The sequence below is a fragment of the Nostoc paludosum FACHB-159 genome (assembly GCF_014698835.1).
In the GTDB taxonomy this organism is placed as follows: domain Bacteria; phylum Cyanobacteriota; class Cyanobacteriia; order Cyanobacteriales; family Nostocaceae; genus Nostoc; species Nostoc paludosum.
This window is the reverse complement of sequence record NZ_JACJTU010000077.1, coordinates 1-24,848: the sequence shown is the minus strand read 5'-3', so window position 1 is coordinate 24,848 and position 24,848 is coordinate 1. Positions and strand designations below refer to the sequence as shown.

Sequence of the window (24,848 nt, the reverse complement as noted above, 5' to 3'; positions counted from 1 at the left end):
GGAATGTCTCTGGAGTCAGTAGAATGCCTTGAGAGCGAACGCGGAATTTTTAAAGAGTACTGTTCAATTCTTTCAAGAGAACTGGATGTACCTTTCAAAACAGTGCAGATCAAATGGGGGCCCGGCATTAAATTTCCTCAGATGCCTGAGAGAACACGGAATATGCTTAAGTTTGTTTTAATAGCTCGGCTCTATGAACTTAAACGAAATTTTATTGCTTAATTGTCGAAATAGGAGTCAGAAGTCAGGAGCCAGAAGTCAGAAGTCAGAAGTTAGAAAGAAGTAAGCTGGGTCTTCTAACCAAAGAACAGATGAATAACCGATATTCTAGCAACCCACAAAATAAGAAAAGTTGGTGGTAACAAAACAAGGTGGAAGTATGGTCAACAAGAAAAGTGCAGGTCTGAATCCACCTCTAATACCATTCTGATTACTGAATCCTGACTCCTAACTCCTGTTTATTAACTATTAGTTAATCAAGTAATGACCCGCCCAACAAAAGCGGGTATTTTTATATGTATGAAGCGACAAGCCATGAGAATTTGTCGCTGAAACTAACCAAAATTTTACGGCATTAAAGGGGTTTGGGGATTATGACCAATAAAATTCTCATCATTAAATCCAATTAGAGGTTCTCACGGCGAGTCCTATTCCTGATTGACCAAGGGATAGAAGCGATTAAGAAAAAAAATCTTGTTTGTCGCAAAAGAGGAGGAAATGGCATCTAAATTGAGGTTAGAGTACCAGAGAGCGCTTGGCACAAAGGTATGTGACCGGACTTGGCAAAGAGTTAAAAAGCGCTTGAACATCAAAGACGAAAACGATATCTGTTTCATGTCGCAAGTCAAAGCTTATGGGGAATTGAGGAAACGCAATCCTTATAAAGCTATTAGAATCGCTGATGTAAATCGCTATCGTTTCTTTCTGGATAATCTTCCTAAGTTGGTTTGTAAAGGTGATGAGTTACGACTTGCGCTCCAGCGATTAAAGCCACATCCTTCTATAGCAACTATTTACCGTTGGGGGCAGGAGATAAAATGCCCTTTTAGCGTTGATAGAGTTTACACAAGTTATGAAATTCAAAAGTGGATTGTTAAATTAGTTTCTCAGACCACATTTAGATTTCCGGAAAATCAGAACATTCGTAACTAGGAGTCAATGATGGAAGTTTTACGTTCTTTATTGCAAGGTAATGATATTAATCTGTCAGATGAAGAGTTATTGGCAGAGTTAAAAAAGCGCGGTCTTGATTGGGATACATTAGCTGATGATGATGCTATGTCTGTCGCCGATCAAATAATTCTTGAGCGCGGACAATCTGGTACACTTGCTACTACTAATGGCAGGAATGGGAAAGCAGCTAAAAGAGCAAAAGCCAAAACCAAGAAAGCGCAAGAGAGTATGGACGATTACAAAATCGCTCTTGCCAACCAAGCAAAACAGAAGTTAGAAGAAATTTCTGCTTTCAGCACTGGCATTAGCCAAGGAGTCAGAGAGTTCGCCCATAGGGAGGCACAAAAAACTATTGAAGATTTAGATGGTGTAACCAACGAATATCTTGCAGAAATCGCGGAGTACGCCAGAGATTATAAGGGGGAGCCAGAAGCCTTTTTTCGTTTCGGTCAGGAGATTGCATCGTTCTATCTCTCTGCTAGCAATGCAGATGCGACCGAATAAATTGATCGGCGTTGCAGCAGTACTGAATCTGCTGCTATTAATTCTTGTATTGGGCGTGGCTATACATGGAGCAACAACAAGAACAAACTCAAACTCGTCACAAACAATTCAATATTCACCTGAAGAAGGACGGCGAGTTGAACCTGTCCGGCTTAACACTCGAAAACCTGACAACAGAAGAGTTCCTAGTCGTCCAGCAACTTATTGATGAATCAAAAGCGCGATCGCACTCCAACAGACAGATTGAGGAATTGATGCAACGAGGAATGATGGCTCAAACTGCGATCGCTGCTTTGACCGTTTTGATGTTTTCGTTCATGGGGATATATGGTGTGACTCGTTATATCGGCTCACAAGTACAGCAAGTGCAGCAAACTTACACCAACACCAACTTTAGATAGGAGAAAATTATGTTAGGAAAATGGTTACCAGGATTATTTGGTAGTCAGAATGAAGGTATAGTCTCAACTGATTTACGAGTTGGGGATGCCACCCAAATAGATGGTAATATTCCATCAACAATCCGCGATCGCTACACGTTACCTGCTTATACTACAGCACAGCAAGTATTGGATCAAGCAGAGGTATCGGGAACTCTCAAAGCACAGCAGTGGTTACATACCAAGTTCTCACGTCACAGACTCAAACAGTTACAAAACTTGGCAACAATGTATAAAAACCAACTGGCTTACTCACAAGAAGCGATGAAGGTCGAAGAAGATTTACAGCGTACCAGAGCGCAGCATGGGGAGGCAGTCATCCGTCATGCTTTCGGTTCGCAAGAACAACAACGGCAGCTTGGAGGTTACGAGAAAGCATTTGATGAAGTGGGAGATTCATTCCGATTTTGACTATGACTCACGAATTTTACTTAGTGATTAATCACGTTATTCCTGGCTTGAATACGCGCCCTAACCAAATCACAGACCTCAATAATTATTGTTATGGTCTGTACGATAATCTGTGTTATCAACTGAAAAATTCAGAACAATTCATTATTGCTCGTGGTTGCCCAATCAAACAAGGTAAAAAACCAAACCTTCCTTAAAATATGCAACTAAAATTATCTTTCATTGGATATGCAGTGTGTGGGGTGGGGCTATCGATGCTGATGGGTTTTTTATCAGTTGCTAGCCCTGTCAGTAGATATGTTCTTTGGTTTATCGGCATAATCTCCATTTGTTGTATATTTCTGGGGTTATTCAACTTTGGTGGATTAGTTGTTAAAGGTTTTGGATTTAACCGCAAGACTTTCACCATCGGCTTGATGCCTGGGGTAATATTTCTGTTTGCCTTTCTAACTTTAGTTTGTGCTGGTGTTGCGTTAGGGGTGCGATAAATTATGAGCTTTGAACTGGAACGACTAACTGCCAGTAGTGTAATTTATGCAGAACGGACTATCTTATGCAGTTTAGGGGCGAGTGCAGTCTTATGTCTGTCTGCTCCTTTTTTCTTAAATACTGACCGAGTAACAACCGGAATCTTACTCGGCGCTGGGACACTCAGTGCTGGCTTGTTTGGAGTATCCGCTCAAATCAGCGAAAGTAAGGAAAAAGTTTACAAGTCTTTGCTAGAAGCTGACCTCAAAGCACTCAAACAACATTTGCAAGGTCAGGCAGCATACAATTATGTGACTACAGCGATCACTGCCAAGCGGCGAGTCGCACAATATGTGAATCGTCTCCCTGTTGCTGAGCGTCCCAGGTGGATAGCTGAATATCAGTTGCAAGGTTTGGTAACTCTTCCCTCACCACCAGCACAACAATTACCTCCACGCCCTGGTATCCCTAACCCGGACATTGCCAGCATTGATGAAGATATCGTGCAACAGGTAGTCAATCCTGGCGCATTGCAAGTTTTAAGGGCGATCGCACAGCAGTATCCTGAATATATTCGGCTGGATGCTGCATGGCTAGACCAATTGTGCGATGTTGCGGTCAACCACGATATGACTAAACGTGCTAACCACCATTTTTATATTAGTGGCGGGACACAATCTGGTAAGTCTACTTTGGCTGGTGTAATCGTCAATAAGATTGCAGCCAAATCCCAGTCGCCAGCAGTTGTACTTGGCTGTGACCCTAAAGATGAAGTGACGCGGTGGCTGTGTCAATTCACCAAGAAGTTTGATGGCATGGCGAAATTATCCAATTGGATAACTTTTGCCACACAGCAGATTGATGAGCAAAAAAAGCGAGTCGCTGTTGTTGGTGGTTCTTGTGTTGGTGTACCAGAATTATTCTTGTTGCAGGATGAAGTAGATAGCGTCTACGGTGGTGGCAAAGGACTGCCAGGAATGGTCACTCCTGACACTGCCAAAGACCTGCAAGGATTTTGGAACTACATCATCAAATTTACCGCCGGACTCAAAGGCCACGGAATTTTCATGGGCCAGTCCCCACTTTCAGGGGAAACTGGATTTAGCCGCCCATCTTTGAAGAATGTGTGTTTTCTAGCATTAGGACAAACATCTGCTTACATTCTGGAGCATCCCCAAGATTTCGTGAATGTCAAGAAAGACGTTTTGGAAATGTTACGCCAAGCTTGCGAGTTGTTGGACAAGGCTGGTGTTAGGTATGCGCTGGTGATTCCGACTCGTGGTAATCCATTCATTGCTCTGATTCCTGAATTTGATATTCAAGGTATGGAGCAAAAACAACACCCCCTAGACGAAAGCAGTGGCGATAATTCAATAGGTGTTGATATTGATTGGTATGAAGAAATTAAGCTGTGGGTTCAACAACTAGGACGCAAACCAAGCTATCAAGAAATCAAGCTCAAATGGCAAGAACTAACGGGGCAAGAGTTAAACTCCAAAGGGGTAACTCTACTACTAGAAAATCTCGGCTTTCCCGATTCAGACAATTAGGCTGGAATGCGCGGTATGGTGATATCAAAAAGTATAAGAAGAAGGTGGCGATCGCTCACAAACAACATCGACAAGCCCATAGTAAATGTTGTTGCTGTTTAAGAGCAGAAGCCACCCAAATGCACCATACCGAGTACACCAAAAACGATAAGTTTGGAATTAACTGGTTCCCACTATGCGAAAAATGTCACCACGAAGTTGCACATTCTCCAAATAACTGGATTAAAAGTAGAACTAACCCAGTGTGGAGCAATCGAAATACTGAAGAATATATCAAGCGTTTACAACTTGGTTTTGAGCTTTTATATGGGGGTATAGTTTGGTAGTTAAATTATTAATTCGCTGTCTACCCGACTCAATTGTTGATACTATCAATGCAGAAAGCTTGGCAGAGCTAAACAGACGGCAACTCATAATCTGGGCAGAAGATGTACCAGTTGTGGAATCCGAAAACGAACACTCAGCATACCACTTGGCTGCGCGGTTCCAACAAGTCACACCCGAAAATTTGCCCGAAGTTTTGAAAGCAATCGCCCAAATCTACACCCACTACGGCAACTGCCTAGCCCTAACATACCTGATGGAGATATCAGCCGAATATTTTGGATTAATTGAAAAGGACAAATGTACGACGACCTGAACTTTGAAGAAGAACTGCCGCTCACAGAAGAACAAATCCGCCGCCGGCACAATCAGCGGCGCTTCTCGCATCGGAATGCTCAACTGTTACAGCAAGAATTAGAACTGGAAGATGAATTAATTAGCGAAAACCCCGAATTTGCTCTAATGATCCACAAGATCAACACCCTGGAAACTCAGGCTGGTCATCAGGGATTCGAGAGTGTGTTTGAGACAGGTAGTGAAGGAAAGAAAGCTTCAGTATGGGGGAGATTGTTTCCGGGGTTGTGAACCTGAGAATATTATGCAGCACTCACTCGAAACCCTAGACTTAATGACCGAGCTGGTTTGAAAAATCCAAGCCCAACTCGACTGTTCTTTTGATGAAGCCGTTGATATTCCTAAAATATTTTTGCAGCAAGTAAGTAGAACAGGGTAAAAAACCAAAATATGTAAAGAAAAGTCAAGTTGCCCAAAAAGCTCTTCCCTTCTGCCCTCAGCAAAGCTGCCTTGTCATAACGACAATTTTCAACACTAACCTACTTAAAGCAAAGAATTATTACGCCGCAGGAAGTTCCTGAGAAACTATTTGAAATATTGCAAATAATCAGAAATTAACTAACTTGGAAATTTTATCGCAGTTCTGCAACCGGAGAAGCCCGACGAAAAATAAAAGGAAGTTCCGAATATTTCGTAGACGTAAACCTAACAAAGTCAAAAGCCTACAATTGCTTGAGCAGTTGCAGTTGCTTGTGCAGTCTGTTGATAGAAATGGACTGATTGAGTAATTCCTACTTTTTCACAAAAGATATTAAGATACAAAGCTCGTCAACATCCCCAACAGATGATTAACTGGAGGAATGTTATACTCCAGTAATCCGATAGTAACGATAGTTTCTTCTAACTTGAGAAATTTCCAGCGATCGCCTGTAGTAACGCTTCCGTAAATTGTCGGAACTTGAGTATGATTTTGCTCATTAAATTTTTGAGCAGCAATCATTGAGGCAATACACTGTCCTAACCCGGCATTTAAGTCTTCCCTTTTAGCTTCTACTATTACCACAGCCGGAGCTTCAATAAATAATTGTTCTGTTGATTTACTAATGAGAAAATCACAAACTCCGTTTAGCCCTAGCGAAGAATCTACCGTGAAATCTGTACCTGAAAATAAGCTAATATGATTAGATAGCGTATCCTTAATTTCTAAAAGAATTGGAGATATCAACCATTCAGATCTTGCTTTTTCCGTGTTCACTGCTAGAGCTAATGGTAAGTGCTTTTCCAGAAATGTAGATAACAACTCGCTAGGAGTTATAGGTTCAACTTCCTCAACAAAAGTGGGACGCTCAACTATGGTGAGGTTAAATTCAGCTTTCACTTTCTTGAGGGTAAAATCGCTGTAAGACATCAGTTTACCTATCGTACAACCCATTTCTACTATCTTTTTCGTTAAATGTTTGGCGGAGCAAACTGAGCAAATACCTCGGCTCCTGTCAAATTGTTTGTTTCATTTGCAAAGCAATAATATGTTGGTTTTTCATCAATAAATATTTGATGATCGAACACAAAATCTGGCGACTGCTCAAATAGCCCCACAGGGATGAAGTGCTGGTTGTTTTGTTTTAATCTATAAAATAGGTGAGTACCACATTGCTTGCAAAAGGCTCGTTCAGCCCATTCAGACGAATTAAATGTCGTAATATTTTCTTGACCTTCAAACGAGACTTCACTTCCGCAATCGACTACTAACAAGGGGCCACCTCCCCATTTTCTACACATTTGGCAATGACATCCGCCAATATTTTTACTCACTGTCTTAACAAAAATACGAGTTGCTCCACACAGGCAACTTCCTTTGCCTTCATTCTTATCTGACATATCGCCTTCCGATGTGGTGAAATGAAATACATTTATTAGAATAGTTCTTTCTAGATATTCACCTTTATATTAGGGACAATTTACTCTTTAAGTTACATTACTTAGCAATGTCATCAACTGCTTTTGTGAACAGTCCAGTTTATTATTTGATGACGATCAAATTGGCTGCAACAGCCTCTGCCACAGTCTAGTGTACCTTTGTTGGTCATCTGTAGTTCTTACAGCCAGGGATATTGCTTTTTTTGAGCCGACGACAATCGCCAACTTCCTTGCACGTGTCAATCCTGTATAAAACAAATTGCGTGTCAGCATCATGAAGTGTTGCATATATAGAGGAAGTATCACCACTGGAAACTCACTTCCTTGCGACTTATGGATTGAGGTAGCAAACGCCAAAGTAATTTCATTCAAATCCGCATAGTCGTAAACCACTCTTCGTCCACTATACTCAACAGTCACCTCTTGTTCTTCCGTATCAATACTCAGGATGGTTCCCAAATCCCCATTAAACACCTCGCGGTCATAGTCATTCATCTGCTGAATCACGCGATCGCCCACCCGCAGAATCATCCCGCCTCGGCTAATCTCGGTTTTAAGAGGTGCAGGTGGATTGATCAGCTGCTGCAAAACTGCATTCAAGTTCCGAGTACCTACCAGCCCCCGTGACATCGGAGACAGCACTTGCACATCCGTGGCTGGATTAAAACCAAGCCGTGGAATGAACTCGCTCACTAACTCGCAGATTGCCTGTACCCCGTGTTCTGGCTGATGACCTCCACCATGCCATAGGCAGTCCGACTGCGGATTATCGCTGATTGGCTCCATTATCGGGTAGTCACCCTGGTTGATTTGGTGCGCGGCGGTGACGATCGCACTCTGTTGGGCTTGGCGGAATACTTGTGTTAGCTTCACTACTGGTACTTGCAGTGAAGTGATTAGGTCTGCCAACACTTTACCAGGGCCGACTGAGGGTAGTTGGTCAATATCGCCTACCAATAATAGTTGCGCTCCTTGTGCTACAGCTTTCACCAAGGAATGTGCCAGGAACAGATCCAGCATCGATGCTTCATCCGCAATAATTGCGTTGTGTGGCAACGGATTTTCATGGTCGCGCTTGAAGCCCATTGTTTTCGGGTCAAATTCTAGCAAACGGTGTATGGTTTTCGCCTCAAGTTGGGTCATTTCTGATAACCGTTGTGCTGCCCTTCCCGTTGGTGCTGCCAGGGCGATTGTTTTACCCATCGCCTTCCACAGAGAAACTATAGTGTGCGTTGTGAATGTTTTCCCAACTCCCGGCCCACCAGTGAGTACCATAACTGGAGAATAAGCTGCCATCTCAACTGCTTTCTGCTGTTGTAGCGATAGCTGGATTTTGCGACTAGCCATAAAACGCTCTAGCCAAGCGCGAACGCGGGGCATATCCTGTACAATCGGCTGGCTTAACCGTCGAGATATCATCTGCGCCAAATTCATCTCGGTATGAAAGAACGTTGGTTTGTAGCACAGCAGCAACCTTTCACCGTAATTTTCTTTAACGCTTTCCCTAATCAATTCCTCCCTAGCTGACATCTCTTTAATTATGTGAGCGATCGCATCAACGGTAGGCTGATGGTCATCAGTTGTCAGCAGTTTGATGACATTCTCAATAAGTTCTGGCTGGGGTAAGTAGCAGTGGCCATCTTCGGCTGCTTCACTCAATGCGTGGATAATGCCAGCACAGTATCTAAATTGGGAGTCCGTTGGTACGCCTAAGTTACGAGCAATCTTGTCGGCGGTGAGGAACCCAATGCCGTAGATGTCGGTTGCTAGTTGGTACGGGTTAGAGGTTACTGTGGCGATCGCATTATCTTGGTACTGCTTGTAAATCTTCACTGCATAAGTTGTTGAAACACCGTGGCTTTGCAGAAATATCATCACTTCTTTGATGGCTTTTTGTGTCTCCCAAGCGTTCTTGATGAGCTTGATCCGCTTTTTGGCTATGCCCGGAACTTCGATGAGTCGGTCAATCTGATTTTCAATGATTTCGAGTGTTTCTAAACCAAAGTGTGCAACAATGCGTTTGGCTGTGATCGGGCCAACACCTTTGATTAACCCACTGCCGAGGTATTTCTCGATTCCTGTAAGTGTTGCTGGTTTGGTTTCTCGGTAGTTAGTGACTTGGAATTGTGGCCCATATTGAGGATGTTCTCGCCAGAATCCGGTTAGCTGAAGTGTTTGCCCTGGTTGGATATTGGCGAAACTGCCGACGATTGTGGTCAGGTCGGTAGAACGCGAACTCTTTAGACGCGCTACAGTATAGCCTGATTCTTCGGAATGAAACGTCAGGCGTTCGACTACCCCTGTGATAGTTTCGTAGTGCGGGGTGGCATTTAGGGGTTGAGTAGCTGGAGTTAAAGGCGTGGACATTAGTGTTCAAAAATGCCGCACATCATTATAAACTAAGAAGTTAGTTTATTATAGTACATAATTACTATTTTGAGTGTGGCTCTCGTGATATCGCTTCTGTGGAAATCTAGCTTAGAGAAGTTACAACTCAAAATCCAAGCTGAATGTTTCATCAACAGAATCTTGGTGTTTTTGGTGTTTTGCTAAAGTTGAAACAATCTGTTGGGCTTGATTCTGGCTGGGTTCAGCCTGATTGAAATCGGATGTATAAGCTATTGGTTGCTGTATATTCAACACTCCTTTTTTGAATGCAAAATAGCAGTCTATGATGAAATGAACCGTCTCCAAATAGCTTTTGTCTAATTGTTTAGCCTCTGCTATTATGCGTTGACGATAACTATTTCTGATGCGTACTTTGTCTGAGACATTATCTTGATTATTCAACATTGCTTTTTCCTACTGAATTTTTAAGAATTTTTATTGGCTATCGCTTTGGCCATCTCCAATAACCCGGCTGCATTAGCCTCTACCGGATTGTCCATGACTTTGAAGCCATTTTTCTCTAACAGCTTTTTGTACCCTGGCAACAAACAGCCGCCTCCTATTGCCCAGATTTCATCGCCTTGGTGTTTGGCATCAAGTGCCATACCTACTACTTTTTTCAAATATTTTTCATACCAATCCTTAAAACAAGCCAAGTAGACATCTTTGATATCAATGTCACGACTATATCTGGTGTGTTCGTTTTCTAAGCAAAATCGCACCTTTGATGCATCCCCAACTTTACCCCCATTCAGATGTTTCATTTTTTGGGCAATCTCATCGATGAGGACTTCTACGCCTACTGGATAAGGTGTGTGTACTTCCCGTTTGCCTTGAGTGTATCGAGAATACAGTGTTGTGCCATTACCAAAGTCAATCACTGTTAACTTTTTGGGAAGGGAACGCCCAAACAATGCCCCCATTCCTTCGGGAACCACTTTTAGCACTTCTACCTTGACCTCTGAGGGTTTGCCTGCGAGTGTCGCAAGATATTCTCCATTGAGGACTTTTGTTAAGTCTTTTGCTAAAGCGATATCATGCAAGCTGACGACTAATTTCAAATGCCAAGCTTTGCGGTGTGGCAAATGTGCTAATGCTCCCAATAGCGTCGTCAGAGCATTCTTGATTTTGTTTTCATTGCTGTCTGTGTTGCGTTCAAAATGATTTCCAGCACGAAAAGCAGATTCTCCAACTGTGTAAGCTGTCCCGTTAAACTCCACTCTCCCTGGAACATCTTCCATGTCTGCTGTAGAAATATAGCTGGGGACTCTTACAACTTCAAAGCCATCGACTAAAAGTTTCAGGCTACCATAGCCATTATCAAAGCCTGCCGGAAAAATTTTTTGCAGTGCATGGATGTTCGTCATTGGGGTTATTTGCGGCATAAAATCAGGACTTTTTGAGGATACCCTAAATGAGTTATAATTGTACCCTTTTTAACACCTATTTAACCCCTATTAATCAATTTTAGTTTTTGGGTGTTATATAATCCCTATTTGACACCCATTGACAATTTTTCATTTTTGACTTTGTTATTATATTTTTATGTATTTGAAAAAACTGGACTGCGGATTAACTAGTTTTGGATCGAAGCGCGATCGCTCTGTGTAGAAGATAGAGAATTTTTACTTGAAAGCTTAAGTTTCTTTACCAGACACGGAGAATAGCTTCTGCGCTAGTTTGTTAAAGAGCTAGTTTGTTAGAGGACTATTTACTAACTGGTTCAGCCTTTTCTACCGAGTCATCATTTAATCCGAAAGTTAATTCCAAAGGAGTCTTGGACGGGTACGCCTTTACTACCTGTCGGTAAACATCATAGTTAGTAGGTAGCGTTTTCTGCTGCTCGCCCACGCCATAAGTAATTTGATATTTCACCGTTTTCTGTAGTTCTGGTTTGCTTGCTTCTTCTTGAGGTTTTTTACGTTTCTCCACTTCATCAATACTTGGACGTGGTGGTAAAGTCGGCCACCATAGTCCTTGCTCGTCGGGGCCAACAACTGCTCCTGCTGGTTTCAATCCATTCTTGTTTAGTACTGATGTAGCTGCAAAGCTTTCGATTCGCGGCTGTGGTGCATTAGTTAAGTTATTGGCATACTTTACTTGCCATGTATAGCTAGTAAGTGCTGTCGCTTCGTACTGCTCAACACTAGTCGTGCTGCAACTTGTCAGGCTCAGAGTTGCTAGTACAATTAACTGTGTAGTTAAACAGGTCAACTTTGGCATTATTCATAGCTGGCTATTTCTGACAATTAATTCTTAAGTTAGATAGTACTATCATTCTTCCAAGGTGAAGGAATTGCCGTTGTTGATAGTATCTCTCCCGTACTTAGCTTGATTGCTGTTTTACCGCAGTTAGGGCATTCAACGTTCACCAGAGAGATGGAAGGTCGTCCTTTGAACTCTCCCATTATGGGTTCGCCCCTAAACTCGCTAATTATCCCTTGTTGGCAGTGCCAGCATTCAAAAATTACTCGTCCTACTGGTTTATTACAGTCTAAAAACTTGACGTGTTGAAACCGCTCTCTTAACTCTAGCTTTTGAGTTCGAGGTTTTGATGGTCTGGGTGGTTTAGATTGTTGTTCCGGGTTAGTAGTCGCGTCAGCAATCGCCACTTCATTTTGTTGCTGCGGTAGCTCATCAGGATTAGAGACGGGCTGATGCTCTGGGTATTGTTCTGTTGGGTTATCGGCAGAATTTGGGTGAGACTGAGGCTGAGTTTGAGCAGACGGCTGCTGTTTCAGTGGTTTAGATGGTCGCTTAGTAGATTTCATAGAAACTTTTGAAACAGTCAGCTTTACTAAGTTAGGTGAATACAAGCTTATTAGCGGATGCAAGGAAGAAATAAGGGTTTAGTTCAATTATTCTCTTGCTTATGTTGACCCAAAACATTTTGGGTCAATTATTTTTCACAAATTCTTCTATCTGAAATAATAAGTTTTGAGCTTTTTGAAGCTGTTCTGGATTGTTTTCTATTTTCTTTAACGACTTCCTAAATTCTTTGTAAGTTAGGTCAAAGCGACTTTGTATTGAATTTTGCGAACTTGGCTTATGAGATTGAGTGAGTTTCTTGATTTCTGCAAGTGGCAGTTTATTAACGATGGCTTTTTCTAACAACTTTTGTCTAATTTTAGGTTCTTTTATTTTGGCAATTTCTAACCCTTTAGTATATTCAATTTTCCCTTGACGCACAGCTTGTAGAATTTCTTGAGGTTTTTTCAGCAATGGTAATCGGCTTTTAACAAAAGATTCCCAACTGATTCCGCCGAAGAAATCAAATATAGCTTGAATGATTTCGTATTGAGGATGAGCTAAAACACGCTCTATACCTGAGCGACGCTTAAGATTGTCCATCTGATACAGCAAACTTACTGCTTCTTCAACAGTTCCTTCGATACTTATAGCAAGAAGTTTAAGAATCGCATCTAAATCTTCTAATGCACTAAAATCTCGACGATTTTTATTTTCTGCAAGTGAGGCTTTGAACGCCTCAATATCGTTCCAATTAAATATTCGGACAGGCAGCGGATCGATTTGGGCAAACTCAGAACCATGATAACGGCGTTTCCCTGCAACAAGCTCGTATTCATCAGGATTGCCGTTTTTAAGCGGACGAACCCATAATGGAGAATGAATTCCATTTGGTTTTAAGTCATTTAACGCCCAAGCTTCTAACTCTTCTGGATCGTAGTAGTAGCGTACAGGTTGGCCATCTGGCACAAAACTAAACGTCAAATGAATTTGACTACGCTTAACCCATACCACCGAGGAATCCTGGGTTGATTCACCTTGATTTACCTCGTTCTCTTCTAATCCTGGAGTAAAGTTTAAAATCTGCTTTAAGTTAGCAATTCTTTGATTGGTTGTAGCTTTGCTAGTGCTTTCCAATCTTCCCATGCTTTTTTTCCTCCTCTTTTAATTTCATACACTGGTTTTCCCTCAGCAGCTGCGTGTTCGTAAACTTTCAAACGCTGGATTCCTTGCTCTAAAACAGGTAAGCCCTGCTCTTTAAGCGTATGAAAAGCAATTTCACCATCTGGCTCTGATGAGGGAGGCATCACAGTCAGTAAAACATAAAATTTTGTTTTTGGGGGAAAACTTTGAACCATCATATTCAAAGCACTAATTGAAAGAGCAGACGGAGTTGTAATAGCCAATAGTAAATCACATCCATCAACTAGCTCTTTGATTTCTTCCGACGTTGGCCTCGCTGGTGTATCAATGACAATAAAATCAAATTTCTCTTTTGCCATTAGGCGATTAGCAGTGTTCTCTGTAGCAACTTTGAAAGGAAGTTGATCGCGAGAACTCCAAACTGTTGCTGAACGATTAGGATCGTAGTCAATCAGTAAAACTTTATACCCTTCTTGAGCGAACAGGCAAGACAGACAAATTGCTGAAGTAGTTTTACCCACGCCTCCTTTGAAGGAAGTTAGCGTTACAAATTTAGTCGTCAAGGTTTTGTTCCCATTACTTGCTAGTTGTAATTGAATAAAAATTTTATCTGGCTCTGTCTTGATTTTTGAGTAAATTAGAATCTTTTATTAAATGACTTTTCTTTTTGACCCAAAATGTTTTGGGTCAGTTTTAAAAACCTAAGCATATTCGATGCTAAACCCACATAGCGAGTTTTTTTAGATTTTCTTACCGCTAAATGCAAACTTTCTCATGACTAAATTATTTAATCAGTATTACTCAGCTGTTGCATCTGCTGAGTTAAAGAGCGAAGATGCCTATTCCCTGGAGGTAGTTGACTAAACACTTTCATTGCACTTTGATAACACTCAAGTGCTTCAGAATTTTGAGATAACAGAGAAAAACAATTCCCCAATTTTTGTAAACTTCCCGCCCGATCTAGTTCAACGCCTTTTAATGGCTTGAGCAATAGTGAAGTATTGTAGCAAGCCACAGCCTGTTGATAGTTCGAGAGAGCTTGTGTGTATTGTGATTGAAGCAATTGTAAATCAGCTAATGATGTTAATGCACCAGCTTTGAGCGCATGATTACCAGAATCATCTACCCAGAGTGCGATCGCTTTATCATAGGTGGAGATAGCTTGTTGGTAAGAATCAAATGCTTGTGCATACTGCTTTTGGCTTACCTGTAGCTCGGCTAATCGTTCGATGAGCGTTCCCAGATAGCTAATATTTAAGGCATCATTTGGAGTTTGAGAAAACTCCATCTCATATCCAGCAACAGCTTGCTTTAAAGTATCGATAGCATGTTCGTATTGCTGTTGCTCAGAATATAGTTGGGATAGCTGTTCACAAGCCCTGGCCTTGCGCTTGAGAATTTTCCAATCTTGGGGGGTAAACCTCAAAGCGGCATTGTAAATTTCGATGGCTTGAAGATAGGTTTGGATTGTCTGTTGCCGTTGCATCACTAAGATAGGTTGAGAATTTCTACTCGCTCAAACACAAAGATTATGATTTTGGATTCCCAATAGAGAGTTTTGAACTCCCCTTATAGTACAATTGTTCGATAACCGGGGAAAATCCCCCTTTCAAGCAAATCACACTCAATGCTTCTGTCCAGCAATTGTCCAGAAGCATTTTGCTCATAGTCAGCGATCGCCTCACGACGACTTCTGAAAATCCACATCACTTCGATAAACCTTAGCTCTAGGCTTACCTTTCTTAGCTGGTGCAGTCACTTTAGACTTCTTAGGCGGCCCTGGAGGACGACAGGTTTCGCAGTACAGGGGGCGTGGGCCATACGTCTCACGAAAAGTTGATTGATCGCACTGCTTACAGATGAAGTTAAAAACGCGCGTGTGTATCTGACGTTTGTGCGCTCGAACGGTGTACTCTTTGACTTGAATTTCTTTGCTTGCCATTGTTTAACTTGCTGCGGCTTAAATAATTGAACGTAGTTAACCGCTTGACTTGAATCTTAGCCTTTTGAACTCTACTTTTAAGCCTTTCGGTCGAGTTATCACTACAGGTTTTTTGGGCAATTTCTACCTTGGGCTACGCCAAATTTTTAAGGAATATCAGGCTTGTACAAATTCAATTCTTCACACCTAGAATTTGTACCTAAATCTTTTACTACTTCCTAAATCTCTCAAAAGCGTGCAGTTAAAACGCTTCGCTAGTGGTCAATGAAAAACTGTTCATATTCAGGAGAAAAACAATGGATATTCAAATCGTACTCAACTGGACAATTCAAATTTTGGTTATGGGCTTCGTCTGTCTTATGGTCATGGATTTCGTAAACGGCTTGTTCTCGCTACCATATTTGGCAATCGCACCTGTCGCTACAAGTTCCAAAGCGTTTGCCCTTCAACAAGAGCCAGCCGCCGCACCAATACCAGCACTCGCCCTTCAACAAGAGCCAGTCGCCGCACCAATACCAGAACCAGCAATAACACCAAACCTTTGGGAACAACCACAGTTGGCGCAACTGCCTGACCCTTGGGAACTTACCACAGACATTCAATCAACCCCAATACAACACCAGCCTGTTGTACTTCAGCTCTCTACATTAAAACTGCTACCGCCAGCAGCACCACAAGTGCAAGCGAAAGCGGCAACCAAGAAATCTACTAAATCCGCTCAACCAAAATCTACCAAAACCAGCAAAACTAGCCAGCCCAAAACTGCCGTAACGCCTCGTAAGTCTCGCAACAAGGCTGTGGCTTAATCTCACAGTCTGGTTCTCAAACACAGCGAACGCTGGGAGCAACCAACGCCAATGGTGAACGCGTGTAGTAGTGGAGATGGTTCTTAACTCCAATAATAAGGCTCGATTTGAAGAAGGCGTAGTTCAAGCGGCTACGCCAAATTTTTTGGAAATTTATATCTATATAATGGTCATGATCAGCGCAATCCAAGGCTCACTCTTCGATGTACAAACAGTCTTAGATTACGGGCAATCTATTGTTAGCGCGGGACAAGAACTTGCCAAATATTTATTTAATAACCAGACAATTACAACCAGAGCGATTCAATCGCAGATGAATCGCCACTTTCACGGCACTGCCGCAGAGGGCAAGTGGTTGTGGAAAGATGCGTATGAGGCTGTTGAAGTTGCACTTGTCCTTTACCTGCGACAAAAGGGAATACCACAAAACCCCTTAGAAGAATTGCAACGGCTTGAGTCGCTTTGTCCTACTCACACCCGGAGGAGTGAGGAGCAAATTCAGCTTCAGCAGTTTTCCACACCTTTGCCCCTGGCTTATCTGGTGGCAATAGCTGGACAAATTACTCCTTCAGACCTCATCCTTGAGCCAAGTGCCGGAACTGGGATTCTGGCTCAGTTCGCTTTCCTCCAAGGCGCAAGTCTTATGCTCAACGAACTTTCACCCGATAGAGCGAAGATTCTGCGTCGGCTATTCCCTGGCACACCATTATTCTCTGTGAATGCCGAACAAATCAACGATTATCTGGCAGGCAAGACTCAGCCCTCGGTTGTGCTGATGAATCCGCCATTCTCGTCATCGCCCAAGGTAAGCGATCGCAATCCCGACGCAACAAAGAGCCACATCAACTCTGCACTACAAAGGCTGTGCGATGGTGGACGACTGGTGACAATCACAGCCAATTGGTTCTCTCCTCATAATCCCACTTGGCGCGAGACTTTCGTTAAGTGGCAGGAATTTGCCAGTGTGGTGCTTTCGGTTGGAGTCAGTGGGAAAGCTTACGCCAAGCATGGGACAACTACAGAAACCCGGATTACGGTGATTGATAAGGTTCCGGCTAATAACAAAGGCGACATCCCCTGTATTAGAGAAACCTTGGACTTGCCCGAACTGCTGGCGTTGATTGAGCAATTACAACAGCGTTCGTCTTTGACGTTGCCGCAGGCATCGCAATGGAATGCTGCAACTATGAAAACTGCTGTCGTTGCAGCGAAGGTAGTTAAACTACCAACAAAACGTACTACAGTAGCACAACCAGAACCATCCGCAGAAATTCCCGATGTGGTTGTTCTGGAATATGAGGTTATCGAGTGGACGGCTAGTGAGGGTTTGAAAGATACGCTTTACGAAACCTACCGACCACAGCGAATCAGAATCAAGGATGCCCTACCCCATCCCTCATTGCTCTGTGAGAGCGCAGCTTTAGCACTTGTCTCGCCTCCGGCTCCCACGTACAAACCACATCTCCCACGAAACATTGTCTCACAAGGCTTGTTGTCAGAGGCACAGCTTGAGAGCGTGATTTACGCAGGTCAAGCACATAGCGAATTTCTGTCTGGGTCTTATTTGGTAGATGACTCATGGGATAATGTGTCTGTGGCAGCACAGGGCGAAGAAAATGCCGTGAAATTTCGTCGTGGCTGGTTCCTTGGCGATGGGACGGGTGCTGGTAAGGGTAGGCAATGTGCAGGTATTATATTAGATAACTGGTGTCAGGGCAGACAAAAAGCCATTTGGGTATCAAAAAGTGCCGCATTAATCGAAGATGCCCGTAGAGACTGGTGTGCGCTCGGAGGTAATGAAAAAGATATCATCGACCTCTCAAATATCAAGCTTGGCGAACCTATCCCTTTCACAAAAGGCGTTCTGTTCTGCACATATTCTACACTGCGATCTCAGAAGAACGGCAAAAGTCGGCTTAAGCAAATTGTGGAGTGGGCTGGTGCTGATTTTGAGGGGGCAATAGCTTTTGACGAGTGCCACAGTATGGGAAATGCGATGGCGCAAGAGGGAACGCTGGGTATGGTTGCAGCTTCTCAGCAGGGTATAGTCGGGCTGCGGTTGCAAAATGCTCTACCCCAGGCACGGGTTGTCTATGTCTCCGCGACTGGTGCAACCAAAGTCTCTAACCTCTCCTATGCCAATCGCCTCGGACTTTGGCACAGTGGTGATTTCCCGTTTTCTTCGCGTGAGGATTTCGTGGAGTCCATTGAAGTTGGCGGTATTGCAGCAATGGAGGTTGTTGCTAGGGATCTCAAGGCATTGGGTCTGTATTTAGCGCGATCGCTGTCGTTCGACGGGGTTGAGTATGAAATGTTAGAAATCGAACTCACTCCTACTCAAGAACGGATTTATGATGGTTACGCCGATGCCTTTCAAATCATCCATAATAACCTTCATCAAGCACTGGAAGCTTGTAATATCACTGGTGCTAAAACTTACAACCGTGCAGCTAAAATGTCTGCTATGTCGCAGTTTGAAAGCCATAAACAAAGGTTCTTTAACCATTTGCTCACAGGTATGAAGTGTCCCATGCTGATCAAAGCAATTGAGCAAGATTTAGCTGCTCTTAATGCTGTTGTCATCCAGATAGTTTCTACTAACGAGGAGTTGCTTAAGCGCCGACTCAATGAAGTTGCACCCGAAGAATGGCAGGATCTCAATCTTGACCTGACTCCCCGTGAGTATGTCATGGATTACCTGTTAAGTGCGTTTCCCGTACATCTGCATTCCATTCATTCATCACCTGAAGGTGAGGAAAGGTCGGAACCGGCTTTCGATGCCGATGGTTCTCCGATTGTTTCATCTGAAGCTGTAGCCTTAAGAAATGCCCTTATTGACCGATTGGCAAGCCTTGACCCCATTCCCGGTGCTTTAGAACAACTATTGTGGCACTTCGGTCACAAACAAGTAGCTGAGGTTACTGGTCGCAGCAAACGGGTGTTGAAGGACGATTATGGACGCTTGTTTGTTGATTCTCGTGGTTCTGGCGCTAACATTGCAGAAACTAACGCTTTTATGCAGGGAGATAAGCAAATCCTCATCTTTAGCGATGCTGGTGGTACTGGTCGCAGTTACCATGCCGACCTGAACGCACAAAATCGTAAAAGGCGATCGCACTATTTACTCGAAGCTGGATGGAGAGCCGACAATGCTATTCAAGGGCTTGGGCGATCGCATCGCACAAACCAAGCATCTGCACCCATCTTCCGACCTGTGACTACGAATGTTAGGGGTGAGCGTCGATTCATCAGTACTATTGCTCGACGGCTGGACAGCTTGGGCGCACTCACTCGTGGGCAGCGTCAAACTGGGGGCAATGGCATATTTGAGGCTAAGGATAACCTTGAATCGAACTACGCCGAACACGCCCTGTATGAATTGTTCAAGCAGATTTATCAAGGCAGGTTTGTTGAAGTTTCACTAGGGCAGTTCGAGCAGATGACCGGACTTAACCTCACTTCCCATGAGGGCGGCATGAAGATAGACCTCCCACCCCTACGGCAATTCCTCAACCGCTTGCTGGCTCTACGAATTGATATGCAGAATCTCATTTTCGAGCGTTTTGAACTTTTGTTAAGCCAACAAATCGAAGCTGCGATCGCCGCAGGAATTTATGAGGTGGGTGTGGAGACTTTACGGGCTGATAAATTTACCGTCGAAAGCCAAGAAGCTGTGTACACTCACCCTGCCACTGGTAGCGTAACAAACTATCTCAAGCTAGAACGCACTCAGAAGAACAACATCAAAACTGCTGACGAGATGCTTGAGTTTGCTGCCAAGTACCAGGGGCAACTTATGGTCAATGAAAAGTCTGGCCATGCTGCTGTGTCAATTCCGACACATAGCTTATTCGACAGTGATGGTGGTGTTATTCCACGGGTTTTGTTGGTGCGATCGCCTACGGCGGGCGGTTCGCCATCGCAAAAAGAAACCCGTGTACCACTTGAACAATTAGAATCTTCCACTTGGCAGCAGGCTTCGGCTGATACGTTTGTTGCGGCGTGGTCAAAGGAAGTGGACGCGCTACCCAGATTCACTACCGATTACCTGCATTTGGTAACAGGCATTTTGTTACCGATTTGGAAGATATTACCACAATCCAGTAGTCGAGTATTTCGGTTGCAAACTTTGGATGGTCAGAAAATTCTCGGTCGAGTAGTCAATGCTCAGGATATCCAAACTGTGCGAGAGCAACTTGGTCTGAAGAACCAGTTGCTAAGTCCCACAGAACTGGTTTCACTAGTCTTGAATGAGAAGTATTCACAACAACTACCCCGAGGAATTACACTGCGGCGGTCTAGAGTTGCTGGTGAGCCTCGCATAGAACTAGTCGATGCTTTATCCTTGGCAGACCGACTTGTGGCTGTGGGTTGTTTCACGGAAATTATTCAATGGCGCAAGCGGGTGTTTGTGCCAACTGGCGAAAGGGCTGCTGCTGTTCTGGCTGCTGTGATGGGGATTTTGGGGTAATCACTTGAGCCACTCTGTTGATAGAGTGGCTCATTTTCTTGCTGCTATTGAGTTCTCAATTTCAAACAAATCTTTATGAACTTCGTAATCTCGAAAAAGTTCCATAATTAAGCTTCTTGTAAACATACAGTAAATTACATTCCCTTGTGCTTCATACATAGAAAAAGCCTTAAATAAATCTTCTTTAGCTCCCTCTTTATTTCCTAAATGAAATCTCACTGTTCCTCTTCCACAATAACCTTCTGGGCAATCAGGATGTAAAGATATTGCCTTCTCTAATTCTGCTAGTGATTCTTCTAATTTTCCTAAGATAAAATGAATGTTTGCTATGTTAATATAAGGTTCTATACGGTTAGGATCAAGCTCGATTATTTTCCTATAATCTACGATCGCCGCCTCAAAATCACCAATGTAGTTTTTGTAAATCTCTGCCCGATTTAGATAGGCTTCCAGCAGATTTGGATTGAGTGCGATCGCCCGATCGTAATCCTCAACAACCTTTGCAAACTCAGACTTATGGCAGACTTTCAGACGCGATAAACCGCGATTATTGTAAGCTTCTGCCAGATTTGAATTTAGAGCGATCGCACTATCAAACATTTGGATCGCATTTTCGTATTTACCAATCCCAAACTGAACTAATCCTATGGCATTATGAACTTCTGCAAAGTTTGGGTTAAGGGTTAATGCTTTTTCAAAACATTCAGCAACGGCTTTTAAATCTTTCGCTTTCAGATGTTCTAACCCTTGCTCATAGAAAGCCTGTGCTTGCTCTAAATTTGCTTCCATAGATTTATGTTTTTATATATTTATTATGAAAATTTTATCATGTTTACTGGTAGAAACTGCCAGCAATCTCCTTACTTACCTTTGCAATCCTACTGTTTGTTTTTTGCTTTCTAAAACCTCATTAAGTTTAGAATTCGCATTCTCAAAATCCCGCAACACCTCTAGCGTTAAATTATTAACTTGCACCTGCCCAGATTGCACGCGTAGAATTACATCGCCGCTTCTGTGGGCTAGAGCTAAATCCCTACGCTCAGAATTCAGGGACAAATCATAGATTTTTCCGGCGACACGGGTAGTACCATCTTCTTCACGCTGACCCAAGTTTGATGCTATTTTCTGAGAAATTTGGACAACTCGGCTGAGTGTGTCTTGTTCCATTGCCTCCATTGCCTGGGGCGACAACTGACCGCCTGCCTTAAACTCGTTGGCGATTTCGACAATGCGTTGCTTATAGGCTTCTGGTTTGCTTAAATTATCAGCCGCAATGTACCACGAGCGCAGATGGTCGATGGTTACGGTTTGAGATTCTTGGCTGGGTGTGGCTTTGTTTTGCTGCTGCGGTTGTGGCGTTTGATTTGATGCCTGAACCTGTAATGTACTAACGATTGACTGTGGCGGCTTCAAATGTTTTGGTCGGTCAGGCAGCGTAAGCACTTTCTCTTGATACTGTTCGGAGGACTCAATTACATTCCCAAACTTAAGAGTCATTGCATCAAAGACAGGCTCAGGGATAGTCGAGTTAGCCAAGGTAAAAACAGCCAATCCCTTCTTGGTTTCCAATGGTACATCTTCTCTTGGCACTTGGGCAATTGCAATGTTTTTGTCGGTAAGCCACTTGGTGACAGTCTCAACTTTATGATTATCCACAGCTAACTGAGTTAATCCTAATAATTTATCTTCTGGTGTTGCAAAAAGAATAGTTGGACGTTCCTTTATTTTGTACAAAATTGGCGCGGTTGTTTGTATTGCTGCCAGTTGTTCAGAGTTGATTGTCTGCTGAGAGAAAGCCTGATTCTCTTTCACCCAAGTTTCAGGATATTCAATGGTATCCGGGTCAACTTTCACAACCATTGTTGTTGAGATATTACTTTGCAATGTCGCTGGTACTGGAGTCAGCCTTCCAAAATTCAAAACTCCCAATTCTTTGAGAGCTTCTTTATCCTTTTTAAAATGTAACGCCCCAAGCGGTTCCCCATCCAAAAATACTGCATCTCTTGTTTTCAATGGTGGCACTTCTAAGCTGACTTTTCTATATTCAGCGTCACGAAAAATCTCACCTTTATAATCATAAGAATTAATCTTATCAATCTTCAGTAAATTGCCATTGGGAGATTCAGCAATTAAAAACGCATAATTTTTACTGTCGGAAATAGTTGTTAGTTTTAAATTGAGGGGATTACCATCTTTAACATAATTAAATGCTTGAAGCTGTTTGACAGAATCAGCATCTAATTCTCCCAACACTTTACCATCCAACTTAATTTTTACTGTTTCATTCGGTACTGGTACTGTCCCAATTGATAACATTACCTCTTGAGCATGGAAAACTTTTTCGGCATGAGCAAACTTCTTAATTTCTCGGATGGTAAAGTCTATTGGCTCAGTCCCTGTCAAAGAAATTGTGGCAGAGGCTGTGTATGTTTCCCCTGGTAACACATTAGCCATCGCCTTTGTACCGATGGGTAATTGCCCCGTTCTTGGCTCTAGTGGTGCAAATTCTTTGTATTCACCATCACTATCTTGGACAAATACCAATCTCGAAGCATGGCGTTCATGTTCTGGTGGATGGTGTGATGCCCTAATCTCAATTGGGTATTTCTCATCCTGATTCCAAGTTTTATCCTTGAAGTTGTTCGCCTCATTCCCCAGAGTCCCCACTCTCACTTGAGTAAATTGCATCTGTGAAAGCCGGGAGATGATTTCATCACCAAACGCCGCGAACACAAAGTTGGGAGTCTTTTTCTGGATAGAGCTTTTATCTGACTGTTTATCTTCTAGTTCATCCTGCCGAGCTGCCCCAACATTCCACGCCGCCGCAGCAGCTGACAATCGCTCTTTTTCTGGAATGCCAGCGCGAAATTCTTGAGCAAACTTATAAGCCTGTGAAAACATTAGTTTGGTTTGCCCTCTAGTCAGTTCGGGTCGAAATTCAACTACCTTGGCGTTACTGGTTGTCATCCCTGGCTTGAGTCCATGTTCCTCAACAGACTGGGGGCTGAGTGTGCCTAGTCTACGGTATTTAGGCTGGCTATTGTCACCAAGTTCATTGTCGATCTGCGCTAGAGCTAGTAATTTGTTACTTTGATTATCTTCAACCAGCTTCAGGTTGATAGTTTGCGCCTTCCATATTCCTGGATGCTTGTAGCGAAGGAGGTTTGTGATTTCGAGCTTCGACCCCTGCTGCGTTTGGATGATGGCAGTGGGGCCTCGTTGTGTCTGGCGTCCCTTCTCCATTGCTACGGCGGCGTTGTATAACTTATCGAATTCGTATTTGGCTGTGTAAGCACTAAACCTTTGTTGCGGTGTGAACTCAACGCCGTTGAATAAATCGCTGAATTGAACTATGGGGCGAGATTCAAGTTGTGATTGTTGAAAGTATTTATTAGTTTGATTAATAATTAGTTCTACAGGAGAGTAACCAGTAGGTGTAATCCCTTCCTTTAAATAAGCTGAACGGGACTTTTTATCTTTAATATAGTTAACATCACGATACAAGTAGCGGCTGTTTTCCCTGATTAAACCCATTTCTGGTTTTTTAGAACTTTTAAATAAATCGACTGCTATTTGGTTTTGGTAGCATCCCTCTTCAGTAGCTTGGCGGTAAAGAAGGCGATTAACATCTGCGGCTTGTTCTATCGCTTCAGGAGTTTGAGACTGGGCGAGTGCAACAAACTGTTGCATTAATGGTTTGTATTCTTCTCTGATTGGTTTCGACTTTTCGCCATTTTCCTGTTCAAATAGTGTTTGGTAATGAGTCGATACTTGGCGAATATAATTTAATTTTTGTTCATTAGTGCCATAAGTTCTAAGGATTTCAATTTCCGATTCCAGCGCTTCGGTCGCCGTTACCTGATTGTTAATGATCCCCACACTGATGCGATCGCTCATGTGAATAGCGATTTCTTCAAAGGGTCGTTGTATTCCAGTTACCGGATCGTAAAACGATTCTTTTTCCGACTTCTTTGTGGGGGCGTAGGCGTTTTCAGGCTGGTTCCTACGCTCGGCTTCCGCTGTCAAGTTGGGGTACAAACTAGCTTGTGCTACACCAACGCAATCCCCATCGTAATCGCGTGCTTGTCGTTCTGATTCTGTTTCTTCTGGGTCTACAAGATCAACATCAATTCCTTGTGCTTCTAATTGTGCAGCTCTTGCCTGTATCCGCTTGTGGTCTTCATCGTTGACGACGATAATTCCTTGTAAAAGTGTACCATCTGGGGCTAAACGGTCTTCAACGTATTTGTTCTTAGAAACACACAGCCC

27 protein-coding genes are annotated in these 24,848 nt (G+C 43.0%); 13 read left to right on the top strand and 14 right to left on the bottom strand.

Annotated elements, in window-relative coordinates; translation table 11 throughout:
* From H6H03_RS39970 to H6H03_RS36005, 11 genes are all read left to right on the top strand, one after another.
* Nucleotides 1-222, top strand: a 222-nt coding sequence (locus tag H6H03_RS39970) for a hypothetical protein (protein WP_206758003.1), incomplete at its 5' end; no start/stop codon positions are given.
* A gap of 495 nt (nucleotides 223-717) precedes the next feature.
* On the top strand, nucleotides 718-1,152 hold the full coding sequence (locus H6H03_RS36050; protein WP_190959801.1) for a hypothetical protein: 435 nt from the start codon (nucleotides 718-720) through the stop codon (nucleotides 1,150-1,152).
* A 6-nt stretch (nucleotides 1,153-1,158) separates the two neighbouring features.
* Complete coding sequence (locus H6H03_RS36045; protein ID WP_242058160.1) at nucleotides 1,159-1,677, top strand: hypothetical protein; 519 nt, start codon at nucleotides 1,159-1,161, stop codon at nucleotides 1,675-1,677.
* A gap of 65 nt (nucleotides 1,678-1,742) precedes the next feature.
* A complete protein-coding gene (locus H6H03_RS36040) occupies nucleotides 1,743-2,078 on the top strand; it encodes a hypothetical protein (protein ID WP_190959800.1) in 336 nt (111 codons plus the stop codon).
* A gap of 9 nt (nucleotides 2,079-2,087) precedes the next feature.
* Nucleotides 2,088-2,528 carry a hypothetical protein gene (locus H6H03_RS36035; protein ID WP_190959799.1) on the top strand — a complete coding sequence of 147 codons (441 nt, stop codon included), beginning with the start codon at nucleotides 2,088-2,090 and terminating at the stop codon, nucleotides 2,526-2,528.
* A 2-nt stretch (nucleotides 2,529-2,530) separates the two neighbouring features.
* Nucleotides 2,531-2,725, top strand: coding sequence for a hypothetical protein (locus H6H03_RS36030; protein WP_190959798.1), 195 nt, complete (start codon nucleotides 2,531-2,533; stop codon nucleotides 2,723-2,725).
* Nucleotides 2,726-2,728: 3 nt separating this feature from the next.
* On the top strand, nucleotides 2,729-3,016 hold the full coding sequence (locus tag H6H03_RS36025; protein WP_190959797.1) for a hypothetical protein: 288 nt from the start codon (nucleotides 2,729-2,731) through the stop codon (nucleotides 3,014-3,016).
* Between the two features lie 3 nt (nucleotides 3,017-3,019).
* Nucleotides 3,020-4,546 (top strand): hypothetical protein, encoded by a 1,527-nt coding sequence (locus H6H03_RS36020; protein ID WP_190959796.1) that lies wholly within the window; start codon nucleotides 3,020-3,022, stop codon nucleotides 4,544-4,546.
* The gene (locus tag H6H03_RS36015; protein ID WP_190959795.1) at nucleotides 4,459-4,872 is read left to right on the top strand and encodes a hypothetical protein; all 414 of its coding nucleotides are present in this window, start codon (nucleotides 4,459-4,461) and stop codon (nucleotides 4,870-4,872) included. The genes H6H03_RS36020 and H6H03_RS36015 overlap by 88 nt, the downstream gene beginning before the upstream one ends.
* Nucleotides 4,866-5,186, top strand: a complete 321-nt coding sequence (locus H6H03_RS36010) for a hypothetical protein (protein WP_190959794.1) — start codon at nucleotides 4,866-4,868, stop codon at nucleotides 5,184-5,186. The genes H6H03_RS36015 and H6H03_RS36010 overlap by 7 nt, the downstream gene beginning before the upstream one ends.
* A complete protein-coding gene (locus H6H03_RS36005; RefSeq protein WP_190959793.1) occupies nucleotides 5,171-5,455 on the top strand; it encodes a hypothetical protein in 285 nt (94 codons plus the stop codon). The genes H6H03_RS36010 and H6H03_RS36005 overlap by 16 nt, the downstream gene beginning before the upstream one ends.
* Before the next feature lie 520 nt (nucleotides 5,456-5,975).
* Here H6H03_RS36005 and H6H03_RS36000 read toward each other — a convergent pair.
* The 12 genes from H6H03_RS36000 to H6H03_RS40890 form a co-directional block, all read right to left on the bottom strand.
* Complete coding sequence (locus tag H6H03_RS36000; RefSeq protein ID WP_190959805.1) at nucleotides 5,976-6,572, bottom strand: hypothetical protein; 597 nt, start codon at nucleotides 6,570-6,572, stop codon at nucleotides 5,976-5,978.
* Nucleotides 6,573-6,613: 41 nt separating this feature from the next.
* A complete protein-coding gene (locus H6H03_RS35995; RefSeq protein ID WP_190959792.1) occupies nucleotides 6,614-7,042 on the bottom strand; it encodes a GFA family protein in 429 nt (142 codons plus the stop codon).
* A gap of 156 nt (nucleotides 7,043-7,198) precedes the next feature.
* On the bottom strand, nucleotides 7,199-9,448 hold the full coding sequence (recD2, locus tag H6H03_RS35990) for an SF1B family DNA helicase RecD2 (RefSeq protein WP_190959791.1): 2,250 nt from the start codon (nucleotides 9,446-9,448) through the stop codon (nucleotides 7,199-7,201).
* A 120-nt stretch (nucleotides 9,449-9,568) separates the two neighbouring features.
* The gene (locus H6H03_RS35985) at nucleotides 9,569-9,874 is read right to left on the bottom strand and encodes a hypothetical protein (protein WP_190959790.1); all 306 of its coding nucleotides are present in this window, start codon (nucleotides 9,872-9,874) and stop codon (nucleotides 9,569-9,571) included.
* A gap of 20 nt (nucleotides 9,875-9,894) precedes the next feature.
* A complete protein-coding gene (locus H6H03_RS35980; protein ID WP_190959789.1) occupies nucleotides 9,895-10,836 on the bottom strand; it encodes a ParM/StbA family protein in 942 nt (313 codons plus the stop codon).
* 340 nt (nucleotides 10,837-11,176) lie between these two features.
* Nucleotides 11,177-11,692 (bottom strand): hypothetical protein, encoded by a 516-nt coding sequence (locus H6H03_RS35975; protein WP_190959788.1) that lies wholly within the window; start codon nucleotides 11,690-11,692, stop codon nucleotides 11,177-11,179.
* Between the two features lie 38 nt (nucleotides 11,693-11,730).
* Nucleotides 11,731-12,240: a hypothetical protein gene (locus H6H03_RS41905; RefSeq protein ID WP_313932017.1), complete on the bottom strand. Its 510-nt coding sequence runs from the start codon at nucleotides 12,238-12,240 to the stop codon at nucleotides 11,731-11,733.
* Between the two features lie 124 nt (nucleotides 12,241-12,364).
* Complete coding sequence (locus tag H6H03_RS35965) at nucleotides 12,365-13,363, bottom strand: ParB/RepB/Spo0J family partition protein (RefSeq protein WP_190959787.1); 999 nt, start codon at nucleotides 13,361-13,363, stop codon at nucleotides 12,365-12,367.
* Complete coding sequence (locus tag H6H03_RS35960) at nucleotides 13,306-13,923, bottom strand: ParA family protein (RefSeq protein ID WP_190952952.1); 618 nt, start codon at nucleotides 13,921-13,923, stop codon at nucleotides 13,306-13,308. Before H6H03_RS35960 ends, H6H03_RS35965 begins: the two co-directional genes overlap by 58 nt.
* Before the next feature lie 224 nt (nucleotides 13,924-14,147).
* On the bottom strand, nucleotides 14,148-14,846 hold the full coding sequence (locus H6H03_RS35955) for a tetratricopeptide repeat protein (protein WP_190971738.1): 699 nt from the start codon (nucleotides 14,844-14,846) through the stop codon (nucleotides 14,148-14,150).
* Nucleotides 14,847-14,929: 83 nt separating this feature from the next.
* Nucleotides 14,930-15,070 carry a hypothetical protein gene (locus tag H6H03_RS35950; protein WP_190959785.1) on the bottom strand — a complete coding sequence of 47 codons (141 nt, stop codon included), beginning with the start codon at nucleotides 15,068-15,070 and terminating at the stop codon, nucleotides 14,930-14,932.
* Complete coding sequence (locus H6H03_RS40890; protein ID WP_242058159.1) at nucleotides 15,042-15,302, bottom strand: hypothetical protein; 261 nt, start codon at nucleotides 15,300-15,302, stop codon at nucleotides 15,042-15,044. Before H6H03_RS40890 ends, H6H03_RS35950 begins: the two co-directional genes overlap by 29 nt.
* Before the next feature lie 296 nt (nucleotides 15,303-15,598).
* Between H6H03_RS40890 and H6H03_RS35945 the strand changes: the two genes are divergently transcribed.
* Nucleotides 15,599-16,108: a hypothetical protein gene (locus tag H6H03_RS35945; protein WP_190959784.1), complete on the top strand. Its 510-nt coding sequence runs from the start codon at nucleotides 15,599-15,601 to the stop codon at nucleotides 16,106-16,108.
* 76 nt (nucleotides 16,109-16,184) lie between these two features.
* Complete coding sequence (locus H6H03_RS35940; protein WP_242058158.1) at nucleotides 16,185-20,579, top strand: strawberry notch family protein; 4,395 nt, start codon at nucleotides 16,185-16,187, stop codon at nucleotides 20,577-20,579.
* Nucleotides 20,580-20,609: 30 nt separating this feature from the next.
* Here H6H03_RS35940 and H6H03_RS35935 read toward each other — a convergent pair whose 3' ends face one another.
* Together H6H03_RS35935 and H6H03_RS40885 are read right to left on the bottom strand one after the other, a co-directional pair.
* Nucleotides 20,610-21,368, bottom strand: a complete 759-nt coding sequence (locus H6H03_RS35935; RefSeq protein WP_190959783.1) for a tetratricopeptide repeat protein — start codon at nucleotides 21,366-21,368, stop codon at nucleotides 20,610-20,612.
* A gap of 75 nt (nucleotides 21,369-21,443) precedes the next feature.
* Nucleotides 21,444-24,848 (bottom strand): hypothetical protein (locus H6H03_RS40885; RefSeq protein WP_242058157.1); only part of this gene is annotated, 3,405 nt, incomplete at its 5' end.